We start from the raw sequence: 13,531 nt of genomic DNA on the forward strand, positions 1-13,531 counted from the left end.
CAAATGGTCCAAATGTAAATATAACAATTCCTTCTTAAGCCTATTTTGAAAAAATAAGTGTGGAGCAATTTCCTCCAAACCCTAGGGAGTTGGACAGAACGGTGTTTAATGCTTTTTCTTTTAAGGTGGTTTGCGGGATAAGGGAAAACTCTTTCATTGGAGTTTTAAAATTTAAATTGGGGTAGATAATGTTGTTTTGAAGTGATAGTATTGCATACACCGCTTCAATTGCGCCTGCTGCGGCCAAGGTATGCCCGGTATAGGCTTTCGTGGAACTAAATTCTGGTACATCTTCACCAAAAACACGGATAAGGGCCCGTCCCTCGGATAGATCGTTGTTGCCGGTGGCGGTCCCATGGGCATTGATGTAATCTATGTCCTTTGGCTCCAATCCTGCAACGGCAAGAGCCTTCTCCATGGCCAAAGTGGCACCATCCCCATTTTCGGAAGAGGCCGTTTGGTGATATGCATCGTTGGCATTACCATATCCAACCACATATCCCAACACTTTTTTCTTTTCCTTTTTTACTAGGAATTCAGATTCCAACACTAAATAAGCAGCAGCTTCCCCTAAATTGAGTCCTTTTCTATTTTCGTCAAAAGGTGTATTGTAGGAGTCGGACAATATCATTAAGGTTTTAAAACCATTAATAGTGAATTTGGACAAACAGTCGGCACCACCCACAATTACCCTATCCAATTTTCCTGTTTTAATTAATCTGGCCCCGAACATTATTGCATTCGCAGCAGAGGAACAGGCAGTACTGATGGTCGTGACCAAACTTTGGTCAATGCCCAATTGTTCCGCTATTTTTTCCGTAGAGTCTCCGGCATGGTGGCCTTCAATGTACCTTCTATTGTCCTCACTTTCCAAGTAATCGTAATAAAATTTTTCGGTCATATCCATGCCGCCAACACTGGTGGATGAAATAAGGCCCGTCCTGTAGGCTTTTATGTTGGTTATTTTGGCATCAGCAATGGCTTCCTTAGCTGCAATGGCTCCCAATAAGGCCGTTCTGGAGTAATTGTTGTTAGTGCTTAAACCCAATTTTGCTTCCAATTCCGCGTTGGTGAATTCAATTTCACCTACCATAATACTGCCTTTGTGCACGGTATCTATTTTGGAAATATGGGAAATTCCTGTTCTACCCTCCAAAAGTGAACTGTAATTCTCGGCCACATTGTTTCCAATAGCCGAAATTATACCCATTCCCGTTATAGCTACTCCTGTGGACATGAATTTTTTATTTTAAGGTATAGATTTCCTTGGATATAACCAAGGTGTTCATTCAGTGAATAAACACCTTGGTTTTGTACTGTTGAATGTAACCGAATTATTTTGTGCGATGCTGAGCAATATAATTTGCCATTACTTCAATGGATTCAAATATTTTTTTTCCCTCTTTTGGGTCGGTAAGTTTAATTCCATAATCCTTGTCCAACATTACTATGAGTTCCAATGCGTCTATGGAGTCCAGTCCAAGACCATCACCAAACAAGGAATCGTTATCTGCAATTTCATCAATTGCAATATCCTCCAAGTTTAATTGAGTAATAATTTTTTCCTTAAGTTCTTGTTTTAAATCGCTCATTTGGTTGTGTACAATTTTATTATTTCTTCTTTATTGTGTGCAATGCTTCCTTCCGTAGAAACTAGGTATAAAAATGCTTCATAGTCCTCTACGTCACAGTTTATCCACCCGCACAACACTTCGTCCGCTTTTTCAGTCTTAATTAAACTGCTTGCGTAGTCGTGCAGATAACCTGCATTAAAGTGGTTAAAGATAAAAAAACTATTTTCAGAATATAGCCTATGCTTAATACTTATCTCTCCAAGGCAAATATTGGGCAAGGTATAGACGAAAACAGCGGGACTCGGAAAGTAGTTTTCTTTGTCCACTATAGACTCTTGGTGCTTTCTGTCAGTTTTCAGGCTCGAAGCACTATTTGAAAACACCAAGGCAATGTTTTTGGGTTTTTCTGAATCTTGGGTTATTGGCTTTAGTAAAATATCGGAGGCCAGAAACCCAAGTTTGCTTAGGTCATCCATTTTAAAAAACTTGGGATAATTGGTGTCCATCTTTTTATAGGCCATTTTTATAAAAGTGGTGAAATCGCCCCCTAGGTCTTCAAAGAGCAACTGAGCATTCAACAGTACCCTGTTGTTGGATATTCTACAATATTCCTTTATTTTAAGATCTTGGGCCTTCATGATTGAACCTTTTTAAATACGGCAGCTGTATTGCAGCCTCCAAAGCCAGAGGCAGTCTTTAAGAAGTAATTTAAATTCTTGACCGTAGGTGCAGTAATTATATTGAGGGGTTGTGATACGCCCAATTCGGTGAACCCTTTGGAGGTATATAAGGTATTGTGGTAAAGGGAATGCATACCAACAATAGTTTCCAAAAGGCCCGATGCCCCAAGGGTATGTCCAAAATAGCCTTTGAGGCTGTTTAATGGCACCGTGCCCAGGCCTAATCTGTTCAGGGCTATTGATTCCATTTCGTCATTGAAATTGGTTGCAGTGCCATGGGCGGAAATATAGTCTATATCCTGAGGGCCTACATTGGCTTCTTTAAAAGCCGAAAGTATACTGCGATAAAGGCCTTCCCCTGTTCTTGATGGGCCGGAAATATGATTGGCATCATTACAGGAAGCTTCGCCCAATACTTCCACGGCCTCGGGGACTAAATTGTTCTGGTCCTTGTTTACCAATACACTGGCGGCCACCTCCCCTATATTAATACCTGATCTCTGCTTGCAATAGGGTTTGCAGGGCTGGGAACTCATGGCTTGGAAGGAATTGAAGCCAGAAAGAATAAAATTGGAAACAATATCGCCTCCAACTATAAATACCTGATCGAAGGTGCCCTGGCAAATAAATCTTTTAGCTATTGAAATAGCCAATATTCCTGAAACACAGGCGTTGGAAAGCACAATAGGTTCTGTGGTAAACCCAAAATAGTTTTTGACAATATGCCCTAAAGTTCCCAAATAGGCCCTTTCTGTTGGCATAGGGCTCCTGGGATCCAAGGTATCTATATTTCCTTTGGTTGTGGACAGAATTAAGCCTACCCTATCCGTTAATTCTACTCCGGATGCTTTAATGATTTTATCCAGGGATAGGATCATCATTTTCTCCAAGCGGGTATAGTCGCCATTCGGGTGTAATTTTTCGAAGGCCTTCTCTAGGTAATCGGAATCGATAACAGAAGCATAAAATGGGTTGGGAAATAGGTTTTCATCTTCAATTAATGTTATCCCCGATAAGCCCTCATGAATATTTTTCACCACCGTAGGACTATCAAAGCCTATGGAAGACACAATATTGTTATATGAGAGATAGGTCTTATTCATTCAATAATCCAACTTTTAGTTTCCAATCCAAAAAAAATGTTGGCATGGTCAGGGATAAACCGCCTTCGTCTTCCACAAAAACCTGTATGGTTTCCCCGGTGCATACCAATTTGTTTTGTGGATCATAAATTTCGTATTTAAAAACCATTTTAGCTGCTGGTGAATCTACAAAAATTGTTTTAATAGTGGCAACATCGCCATAGCGTAACGGAAGTTTGTGTTCACAGGACGATTTAACAATCGGGGTGGTGTAGCCGGCTGCTTTGTGATCTAGATAGGCAATCCCATGGTGCCTGCCAAAGGCTTCCCTGCCATCCTCAAAATATTGGATATAATTTCCGTGCCACACAATGCCCAAAGGGTCTGTTTCAGCAAAGCGAACCCTAATTTCACTGGTAAAGCTAATCTCTGATTTGTTCTTAGACGGCATTTTTTCTTTCATTATACACAATGGAAATGGCGGTAGTTATTACAAAAAATAAAAATAATAGGGTTAGTTCAGGTACAAGATCCATTAGCCCCACATCTCTTAAAAAAACATCATAAAAGGCATTTAAGCCCCAATTCATGGGCGATAAATTTGAAAGTGTCTGCATAAACTTAGGCATTATAAATACGGGCACCCAAACACCTCCCAATGCTGCCAATATAACCACAAAAGTAGCGCCGAAGGGGGCAGATTGTTCCTGGGTCTTTGCCACGGTTCCCAATAGCAGTCCAAGGCCAATGGCCGCAAGTCCCGCAAATAAAGCTACAAGGAACAATAGTGGTATTTTTCCCGAGACGTCAAGGCTGGGAAGGCCTAAGATAGGGAATAGATAAACCCCTATTCCCAACATTAGTCCAAACTGTATGAGACATACAGCAAGGTAAATCACAGTTTTTCCTCCTAAAACCGTTAGATAGGAAACGGGATTTGTCCTTAGACGAACAAAGGTGCCCTGGCTTTTTTCCTTGACCATATTGATGGACAAGGGAACAATGATAAAAAATATAGCGAACAAGGTCCAGGCGGGTACATTGTGCTGTACCGAATTGGGGATTATTTCATTTTTGCCAATACTAGGAGTAACTTCCTTAAAGGTGATAAAACTTTCGGTGTCAAATATTGCTTCGGTTTCATCATCCGTTATTTGGGATTGGAATGCCTTGTAAATAGTTTGGGTCTCTATTTTAAAGATCATCTTGTCTATCCCATTCTTAATGGAGTTTTTAAAGGCCATCTGTGTAGCGGGGTCGAAATAAAGTATGACCTCTTTTTTTTCTAAATCCGCTTTTTCGGATTGAGGCGTTTCTTCTTCCAAACCAAATTTGGAAAGCAGACCTTCCACATTAAGATTCACTTTTTTTTCCAGTTCCGAACTAAGGTTGGCCGGAATTACAATGGCCAGTTGATACTTGCCTTTGAAAACCAGTTCCTTGGCTTCGCTGTCCGATTCTTTCCCAATAATATTAAAGGATTTGGACTCGGCCAGCCCATCGTAAATATTTTTGGAAACCTCACCCTTGTCATAATCCACCCAAAGGATAGGTATTTTGTTGTCATTGATAGACCTAAAAGTGCTATCCTGAATTAGGGTAATGGTGACCACCAATACCAAAGGCATTACAAATAAGATGGCCAATCCACCTATATCTCTGGATAGGAGTAGTAATTCCTTATATGTTGAAGCCCAAAGTTTATGCATGATCTCTTAGGGCTTTTCCGGTCAAGGTTAAGAAGACGTCTTCCAGATTGTGTGATTCCGGGTATTGGGAAATAAGATTTTTAGGAGCTCCTTCAATGATGATCCTTCCGTGGTCAATAATAGCCACTTTTGTACAAAATTGTTCTGCTTCGTTCAAATGATGGGACGTATAGATAATGGTGGTTCCCTGGGCGTTCAATTTTTTTAAATTTTCAATAATTACATTTTTGGATTGTACGTCCACACCAACTGTGGGTTCGTCCAAGAACAGAACTTTTGGGTTGTGCAGGATACTGGCAATTAAGTTGACACGTCTTTTCATTCCGCCAGAAAAAGTATCCAATTTTTTGTTGGAAAATTTTTCCAACCCTAAAACTTCCAAATGAAAATTGATCTTTTCCTTTAAAAGCTTCCCTTTTAGACCGTACATGCTGCCCAGGTAATACAAATTTTCATATGCGGTTAGGGTAGGGTAAAGGGCATATTCTTGGGGTACTATACCAATTAGTTGTTTAAGTTGGTTAGCATTCTTCTGAAAGGTTAGTCCGTTGATGGAAAAACTGCCAGAGGTGGGTTTTATCAAAGAACTTAACATGGAGATCAGTGTTGTTTTTCCAGCTCCGTTGGGTCCTAAAAGCCCAAAAATTTCCCCTTCGTCTATTTTTAGATCGAGGTCCACCACCGAATAATCCGCGTTATTTTTATATTTTTTGGAGAGATGGGATATTTGGATCATGGGCTACTTTATATTGCCTTTTTCAGTTTTTTAAAAAAAACTTCCTCTTTGTTGGCGATATCTTCAAGAAGGGTGGCTACATGATCGTATTGGTCAACGGCTACGGCATTGCTCCTGTTTTTGTATATGCGTGATGCCTCCACTGCAAAATCGCGCCACTGGTCACCTATCAAGGTCATTTCTTTGGAAAGCTCCAAGAGTTGATTGTTGGTCAATAATTTTCCCGCTTCTTGTAAAAATGCGGCATAAATATATCGGAAACCACCACCTCCGGTACCTATTTCTTCTTGCATACGCACAATTTGCCCCAAATAATGATTGGCAATTTTAATGCCTTTGGCCTTTGGCCATTTGCGAATAAGTTTGGCAATTTTCCGTATTCCCTTTACCCCAACAACCGGGACGGGCGCCAACATATCCCTACAGGTGTGCTTTATGCCCTTAATAATGGCTTTTTCGAGCTGTAGCTGTTCCGGGAAAGCGGTAGGATAATAAATATGTCCTTTGGGGGCAAAGGCGCCTTTGGCAAATCTTACTTTTTCCAGTTCCTTTTCGGTAAGCGAGGTAACCGTTTCCATTACGGGGTCACTTATTAGATAAATACCATCTTTTTTACCATAGACCACCATGTTGTGGGCGTTGAAATGGAAGCGATATTCATCAGGAAAGTAAGGTAGATTGTATACGCCTACCTGAAGTCCTACCGGATTATTTCTTTGTAGGTTTTCATCCAACCTGGCCTTGGCGGTTTGGGCATTTCGAAATTTTTCACGTTTTATTTTAATTCCGACCCGTGTGGCAAATCGGGTAAAGATAATTCCTGGCATTGCCCTATAGGATACTACAGGTGCATGATTGACCTTTAAAAAGGGAATATAGGTAAACAAGAGCCCAGAGCCTATTCCAAAAACCATAGGCTCACTTACGGTAAACCCGTTATACGTCATTAAGTTGGCTACTACACCGTTCTCGCAGTGTGCAGCTTGCTTGTGTTTAAAATCTATTTCCATTGTTTAGAGATCGGTACGCTGTAGCTCTTCGATCGTAATATCGAAGACATCTGCATATTTTTGTAATGTTTTGTTATTTAGATTTTTAAATACGGCAGGTCGAAAATGTCTTTTAACCCTCCACTTCCAAATCCCCACGTAACTCGCTAAGATGGGGAGATCCATTTTATGGAGTTCCATATAGTATTCCAAGGGGCTCACCTTAAGATCCTTAACCCTTTGTTTTGAAGCTGAAATACGCTCATTTAAAGCCTCTATGGCATTGTTCAGGGCAATGGTCTTAGGGTTCCATCCTGTACTTAATTCTGTGGTGTATTCCCCGTTTTCATCAACGGCATAACACAGTTCTTTAAAATTGGCAGATTCAAGATTGCTTTTGTCCTGTGGTACTTCATTCTTTTTCATGCCTAAGGTCATTATACATTATAGGCCAAGGTTGCTGGCTTATAAAGTTATTAATACAATTTCATATTCGATCCGCAGATGTAGCTAAACTTCCTGTATCAGAAAATTCAGGATACAATCTGCCACTAATTCTTTCTCTGTATATATTTTGCATTCCATAGTGCATATACTAAAATTTCCCGAATTGTAATTGGATACGAGATTGGCCTTGGTGGTTAAGGTGTCTCCTGTCTTGGGTAACAAAAAAATGTTAGCCTTTTTAATACCGCTAATAAAACCAATAACACTATTTCCTTCACCTTCAAGATCATCCGCTGCAAAGAAATCTTGGCCAACAATTGCAGAACAGGATTGGGCTGCATTTTCTATAATGCCCGATTCACTAAACCTATTGTCCTTTACAAAGATACAATCTTCGGTTACTTTGAATTCAGTGGTTACCGTTTCTTTGTTAAGATCTATTATTTTCGTGACCAAGAGCATTGGCGCTCTATGGGGCAAAAATTTGTGTATATTTATATGTGAACGCGCTGTATTCAATTAGTTTAGTTTGCCAATACGGTTTTCATTTCACTGTTTGCCATAATTTTGTCATTGCAGGTTACTTGAATCTTTACTAAGGTAACACCTAAGATCTCATGTAGAATGGTAACTGTTGTTATTAATTCCTGATCTACGGTTGGCAACTCAAGTATTTCAGCCAATTTAATAGCTCCAATATATCCCGTGGGCGCAGGCTCATTCTTTAGGAAATATTGGTACCCGGTATGAAGGGCCACGGACTGTGCCATGTGTTCAATTAATCCGGCAGCCATAAATTTATTATTGTACACAAACAAATTGGTTGGTGGCGGTGTAAAACCAGCAACCACCTTTTCTTCGGAAAAGTAAAGTAACTTGTCCACCATTACAAAAGGCGCTTTTTGGGGGATCAGATTTTCAATTAGCCCTTTATCGTCTATTGTTTGTTTCAATAAATTCATTTAACAGACCGTTAGGTAGGCATAGGAATAAGAAAACCTAGCACTTTCCGGTACGTGCAACAATATCTTTTCTCCCTTTTTTAATTGTCCTGAACTTACCAATTCTTCAAGCATAACAAAAATTGAAGCTGCACCAACATTACCAACCTTGCTCAAATTCATAAACCATTTCTCCCAAGGTACTTCCACGCCCTGTCGTTTCAATTCCTCATATAAATTTTCCTTAAAATAATAGGAGGAGATATGTGGTAAATAATAGTCAAAATCGGCTGTAGTAATATTGTGTTTTGCCATAGCCATTTTTAGACTATCCACTCCTTTTCCCAATATATTTTCACCCAAGAGTTTAACATCTTGTTTCATGGCGAAAAGTGATTTTTTTGCCCAATCTTCGGCAGGATATTCGCTCCAAGGTTTTAAATGGCCATTTTCCAATTTATCGGCACCGGCATACATACATGTTTCCATTTCAAAGGCATAGGAATACCCTTCCATCCATTCAATTTTTAAAGCAATGCCTTTAGGTTCGCTTTCCAGTAAAACGGCTCCGGAGCCATCGGAAAGCATCCAGCGCAAAAATTCTTTGTTAAAGGCCAATATAGGGTTGTCTTCCAACTCTTTCAGGTGTTCTACCTCATTTTCAAAAATATCGGATTTCATCCAAGTTGAGGTTCTTTCCGACCCCGTGCATACTGCATTGGATACCTGTCCCGCCTTTATGGCCAAGAAACCGTATTTCAGGGCGTTCATCCCAGAACAACAGGCCCCAGAAGGGGAATTAACCTCTAAATTTCCGTTTTTTAAAAAGCCGTGCACCATAGAGGCGTGTGATGGCAATATTTGGTCCGGACTACTGGTGCCACATGAAAGAAGTTCAATATCCTTGGTGGTAAAAGTGTCATCACATAATAGCTCAATGGCCTCCTTGGTTAGTTGGGCATTGTTATGGGTAATGTTTCCATTATCGTCTATGGCGTAATATCTGGTCTTAATTTGATTGTTTCGCAGGACTATACGTCTAGCCTTAGAATTCTTACCATTGATAATGCCCAATTTTTCTTCCATTTGTTCATTGTCAATAGGTTCATTAGGTAAGAACTTGGCAATCCTGGTAATATAAACGTCTTTCATTAATTGTTCTTTAATCTAACGGATGAATAGTATGCTTTATCCCTTTTAATTTTATTGTACCGGGGTATGTAAGTCGCCAAAAATACAATAAAAACTATTGGAGCTATAGCCCAAATTGCAAATAACAAATAATATTTGAACAAAACCAGCAATTTCTTTCGTTTTGGATTACCTGTAGGTCCTTTCTTTATAATAAGGTTTGCCCATTTAGTAAACAAAACATTGCCTCTAATGTCTGTCTGTATCAGCAAGGGTTTTACTTTAACGGCATCGAGTTTTAATAAATCATCTTGTAAGTTGCCGAATTCATTGGTTAATAGCGCCTTTCTGATAGGTGTTCCAAATTTTTCAGACGCTTTGATATCTTCGTCGGAAACCCCCGGTTTTGGAAAAATGCCAAGGTACTTTGTTTTTTTTCCTCCTAACATCCAATGCACTATGGTAATAACGCTTATGTGATTTATGTGACGGTCTACCAAAGCTATATTGCCCACTAACCGGGCATTACAGGAAACTAGTAGGCGTTTCATTTTTTCCTGTGCCATTAGCCACATGTTTCTACAGGCAATAACTGTTACTACGGGTGTCTTGTCCAGAATTTTCTTGGCAACATCAGATTTTAGAAAAGAATTGATGGGTATAGAGGGAGTTAGGTACCAGACTTGGTACCCTAGAATTATGAGATCATATTTCTTTTCAAGGATTTCGGCCTTTGGCGGCTTTAGCTTACATGGGATTTGTAAAAAGGATTCAGGAAACGCATCATAAAAATCATCTTGTTTCCAAGGAAATTTATAATCATTTTCGGGTTCTATCCTATAATAAGTAATGTTTACGTTCTTCCCGTCTATGGAAGTTGCCAAATTTTGAACAATATCCAACAACTGCCCGGATTGGGAGTAATAAATTATAAGAACTTCTTTCATGGGTAAGCTATTAATCTTCTTTATAATACCGCCAAGATTACCATTTTATTAATAATTAAATGGTCTTTCCTATGACTTTTAAATTGGTTCAAATTTAATTTTAATTTAGAGATCGGCACCAGATTTGGAAAATGTAACCAAAACTTAGTGTTATCCTAACCGAAATTAGTTTTTTGAGCCCCAAAAATCAAAATAGTTAAACCACTGTAATGGATATTGTTCTATTATCCATTCCATGCTTTTAATATAATTGGCTAATAATCCTTCGGCATCCCTTTTCTTAAAATCTGCTTTTCTGGCGTAAAGATGATAGTGTTTATTGGTTTCCTTCATTACATATACAAAGAGGACCGGTACGTTTAATCTAGATCCCATCAAAAAAGGACCGGAAGGAAATTGTGCTTTTTCACCTAAAATAGGTGCGGTCATCAACTTGGCCGTTGTTGCATATCTATCTCCGGTCATGCAAATTATCTCATTTTTTGCCAGGGCCGCATTCATTTCAAAGATATGGGAAAGATCTTCCTGAAGGATAATAAATTTGGTTGCCGATTTCTTAATATATCGATCGAGGTATTCCTTTATTGCTTTATGTTCGGCATCCGTGGTAAGTAGATTAATAGTGGCATTCCCTTCCAGTTCGTCCAGGAAAAACTCAGCTATTTCGAAGTTGCCCAAATGGGCACTGATCAAAATCCCCCCCTTTTTATTGGCCAAGGTTTCGTTTAAATGTTCTATTCCGTCGAAATGATAGGTGAACCTATTTCTAAGACCCGAAGAAATAGCTACTTTGTCCAAAATGGTCTGTCCAAATACGTAGTAGCTTTTATAAATGGATACAATACTTTTTAGCGTGCTGTATTTAAGTCTTTTACGGAAGTAGTAATAGCTGGCCTTGGTGCTTGCGGGAGCAAAAAAACAAAAATAAAAGGCGACAAAATATAGAATAAAATAGGCCGATCCCAATCCAAGCCTTTTAATGGAAAAAACAAAAATCTTATATCCTAAAACAGAACCTCTGGACTTTCCTTTCCATTGATTTGACATTTTTTGCGACTAAAATTTTAGTTTAATTTCCTCTCTATAAGATCATAAAAGTCTTGTAAAGTAATTACATTAATGAAATCTTCTCCCACCAATTTAACACTAAAGTTAGATTCGATAGCCACTACTAAATCAACAAAATCCAAACTGTCCAATTCAAGGGTTTTCTTTAAATTGGCCAATGGAGAAATATCATCTGCATCAACTTCAAATTCATCTATAAGAAAGTTGTTTATTTTATCAATAATTACTTCTTTATTCATCTTTAATCTTTCACTTTTTTTATTAGCAATGCTGAATTTGTACCTCCAAATCCAAAAGAATTCGACAAAAATACATCAATTTTTTTATCCAGTGTTTTTCTTACCAGATTTAATTTGGCCGCATCCTCGTCAGGATTTTCAAGATTTATATTGGGTGCAATAAATGAATGTTCCATCATCAGCATGGAATACACAATCTCACTGGCACCAGCCATCCAACATTCATGGCCGGTCATGGATTTTGTAGAGCTAACATAGGGACCGTTATCACCAAAAACAGCAAATATGGCCTTGGCTTCATTGGAATCCCCCACAGGAGTAGAGGTAGCATGGGCATTTACATAGTCTATTTCGCCGGGTTTAATTTGGGCTTGGTCTATAGCTTTTTTCATGGCCAATGTAGGGCCGTCTACGTTTGGAGTGGAGATATGATCCCCATTGGACGAAAACCCGTAGCCTATGATTTCTCCTAAAATAACAGCATTCCTTTTTTTAGCGGATTCATAGCTTTCAACTATAAGGGATGCAGCTCCGCCACTGGGTACCAGTCCGTCCCTACTTTTGTCAAATGGGCGAGAAGCGGTCCCAGGTGCTACATCGTTGACCGAAAATACACCTAGTCCGTCAAAACTGCCCATGGCCAATTCATTGATTTCTTGGGTTCCGCCGCATATGATACAATCTTGAAGTCCACTTTTAATTAATTGATAGGCAATACCAATGGCGTGCGACCCGCTTGCACAAGCAGCACTTACGGTGAAGTTTATTCCCCTTAATTTGAAGATGGTGGAGAGGTTCATGGTTACGGACGAGTTCATGGCTTTAAAAATAGCCCCGGAACCAACCAAGGTAGTGTCTTTCTTTTCCCTTAGTTTGTCAATGGATTCGATTACTGATTTGGCTGTGCTATCATTGCCGTATAGTACGCCAACCTCATTATTGTCTAAATATTCTTGGGATATACCTGCATTTTTTAAAGCCTCCAAAGTGGCTATATATGCGTAGGCTCCTTCCTCTCCCATACTTAAACGTTGCCTTCTAGTGAGCAAGTCTTTCAGGTCGGGTTCTTCTACCATGCCCGTTAAGCAGGAGCGATATCCAAATTCCTTCCGTTTTTCGTCATAAACAATTCCTGAAGTTCCCTTGTAAAGTGATTCTTTGACTTCGTCCAGGTTTTTTCCTAAACAAGAGTATATTCCCATACCTGTAATTACGACCCTCTTCATCTTTCCTAGTGTTATTTTTAAGAATATATACCTCCGTTAATATTTATGACCTCGCCTGTAATATACGATGACTTTTTGGAAGCCAAAAAGGAAACTAAATGGGCTACTTCCCCAGCTTCCCCAAAGCGGTTCATAGGTATCATTTTTTTAAGCTCTTTTTCGTCAAGATCACCGGTCATATCCGTTTTGATAAAGCCAGGTGCCACAGCATTAACGGTGATGTTCCTTTTTGCTATTTCCTGGGCCAAGGCCTTTGTACCCGCTATTATTCCTCCTTTTGCGGCAGAATAATTGACTTGCCCCGGTGTACCTTTAAGGCCGGATACGGAAACCATATTAATGATCCTGCCATATTTATGCACCAATAATTTTTGGATCAGGTGATTGGTGACATTGAAAAAACCATTTAGACTTGTGTTGATTACACTGTTCCAATCCTCAGGTTTCATCCACATGAAAAGGCCGTCTTTGGTAATGCCGGCATTGTTTACAATTACTTCTATAATAGCCTCCTTGTTGTCCTCATGCCATTTATCCAATTTACTTTTTACTTCTTCCGCATCGCCAACATTAAATTGTATAAGTTCCGCGCTCCCTCCAATTTTTTCTATTTCATCTAAGGTTTCCTGTGCCGCGGATTCATTGGACTGATAATTAATAAGAATCTTATACTCGGTATCTAGTGCTAGCTGTAGGCATATGGCTTTTCCAATACCTCTTGATCCTCCGGTTACCAGTGCAAATTTCTTTTTTTCGCTCATT

At 39.3% G+C, this 13,531-nt stretch carries 17 protein-coding genes; all 17 read right to left on the bottom strand.

Annotated features, from left to right (window positions below):
* Window positions 1–40 precede the first annotated feature (40 nt).
* A complete protein-coding gene (locus KO529_RS02950; protein ID WP_215946427.1) occupies window positions 41–1,237 on the bottom strand; it encodes a beta-ketoacyl-[acyl-carrier-protein] synthase family protein in 1,197 nt (398 codons plus the stop codon).
* A gap of 97 nt (window positions 1,238–1,334) precedes the next feature.
* Window positions 1,335–1,592 carry a phosphopantetheine-binding protein gene (locus KO529_RS02955; RefSeq protein ID WP_215946428.1) on the bottom strand — a complete coding sequence of 86 codons (258 nt, stop codon included), beginning with the start codon at window positions 1,590–1,592 and terminating at the stop codon, window positions 1,335–1,337.
* Entirely contained in the window at window positions 1,589–2,212 is a 624-nt protein-coding gene (locus KO529_RS02960) for a 3-oxoacyl-ACP synthase (RefSeq protein ID WP_215946429.1), read from the bottom strand. Before KO529_RS02960 ends, KO529_RS02955 begins: the two co-directional genes overlap by 4 nt.
* Window positions 2,209–3,357 carry a beta-ketoacyl-[acyl-carrier-protein] synthase family protein gene (locus KO529_RS02965; RefSeq protein WP_215946430.1) on the bottom strand — a complete coding sequence of 383 codons (1,149 nt, stop codon included), beginning with the start codon at window positions 3,355–3,357 and terminating at the stop codon, window positions 2,209–2,211. The genes KO529_RS02960 and KO529_RS02965 overlap by 4 nt, the downstream gene beginning before the upstream one ends.
* A complete protein-coding gene (locus KO529_RS02970) occupies window positions 3,350–3,799 on the bottom strand; it encodes an acyl-CoA thioesterase (RefSeq protein ID WP_215946431.1) in 450 nt (149 codons plus the stop codon). The genes KO529_RS02965 and KO529_RS02970 overlap by 8 nt, the downstream gene beginning before the upstream one ends.
* A complete protein-coding gene (locus KO529_RS02975) occupies window positions 3,777–5,045 on the bottom strand; it encodes an ABC transporter permease (protein WP_215946432.1) in 1,269 nt (422 codons plus the stop codon). Before KO529_RS02975 ends, KO529_RS02970 begins: the two co-directional genes overlap by 23 nt.
* The gene (locus KO529_RS02980; protein ID WP_215946433.1) at window positions 5,038–5,781 is read right to left on the bottom strand and encodes an ABC transporter ATP-binding protein; all 744 of its coding nucleotides are present in this window, start codon (window positions 5,779–5,781) and stop codon (window positions 5,038–5,040) included. Before KO529_RS02980 ends, KO529_RS02975 begins: the two co-directional genes overlap by 8 nt.
* Window positions 5,782–5,789: 8 nt before the next feature.
* A complete protein-coding gene (locus KO529_RS02985; RefSeq protein WP_215946434.1) occupies window positions 5,790–6,791 on the bottom strand; it encodes a BtrH N-terminal domain-containing protein in 1,002 nt (333 codons plus the stop codon).
* Between the two features lie 3 nt (window positions 6,792–6,794).
* Window positions 6,795–7,196, bottom strand: a complete 402-nt coding sequence (locus KO529_RS02990; RefSeq protein ID WP_215946435.1) for a hypothetical protein — start codon at window positions 7,194–7,196, stop codon at window positions 6,795–6,797.
* Between the two features lie 84 nt (window positions 7,197–7,280).
* Window positions 7,281–7,697 (bottom strand): ABC transporter permease, encoded by a 417-nt coding sequence (locus KO529_RS02995; protein ID WP_215946436.1) that lies wholly within the window; start codon window positions 7,695–7,697, stop codon window positions 7,281–7,283.
* Between the two features lie 44 nt (window positions 7,698–7,741).
* Window positions 7,742–8,179: a hypothetical protein gene (locus KO529_RS03000; RefSeq protein WP_215946437.1), complete on the bottom strand. Its 438-nt coding sequence runs from the start codon at window positions 8,177–8,179 to the stop codon at window positions 7,742–7,744.
* Window positions 8,180–9,310 carry a beta-ketoacyl-ACP synthase III gene (locus KO529_RS03005; RefSeq protein ID WP_215946438.1) on the bottom strand — a complete coding sequence of 377 codons (1,131 nt, stop codon included), beginning with the start codon at window positions 9,308–9,310 and terminating at the stop codon, window positions 8,180–8,182. It abuts the gene before it with no gap.
* Complete coding sequence (locus KO529_RS03010) at window positions 9,310–10,236, bottom strand: dialkylrecorsinol condensing enzyme DarA (RefSeq protein WP_215946439.1); 927 nt, start codon at window positions 10,234–10,236, stop codon at window positions 9,310–9,312. The genes KO529_RS03005 and KO529_RS03010 overlap by 1 nt, the downstream gene beginning before the upstream one ends.
* Window positions 10,237–10,401: 165 nt before the next feature.
* A complete protein-coding gene (locus KO529_RS03015; protein WP_215946440.1) occupies window positions 10,402–11,283 on the bottom strand; it encodes an LpxL/LpxP family acyltransferase in 882 nt (293 codons plus the stop codon).
* Window positions 11,284–11,300: 17 nt separating this feature from the next.
* Entirely contained in the window at window positions 11,301–11,543 is a 243-nt protein-coding gene (locus tag KO529_RS03020; RefSeq protein WP_215946441.1) for a phosphopantetheine-binding protein, read from the bottom strand.
* A gap of 2 nt (window positions 11,544–11,545) precedes the next feature.
* Window positions 11,546–12,769, bottom strand: coding sequence for a beta-ketoacyl-[acyl-carrier-protein] synthase family protein (locus tag KO529_RS03025; RefSeq protein WP_215946442.1), 1,224 nt, complete (start codon window positions 12,767–12,769; stop codon window positions 11,546–11,548).
* A 17-nt stretch (window positions 12,770–12,786) separates the two neighbouring features.
* Window positions 12,787–13,530: a 3-oxoacyl-ACP reductase FabG gene (gene fabG / locus KO529_RS03030; protein WP_215946443.1), complete on the bottom strand. Its 744-nt coding sequence runs from the start codon at window positions 13,528–13,530 to the stop codon at window positions 12,787–12,789.
* Window position 13,531 lies beyond the last annotated feature (1 nt).

It is taken from the genome of Arenibacter algicola, from assembly GCF_018860365.1.
GTDB lineage: Bacteria > Bacteroidota > Bacteroidia > Flavobacteriales > Flavobacteriaceae > Arenibacter > Arenibacter algicola_B.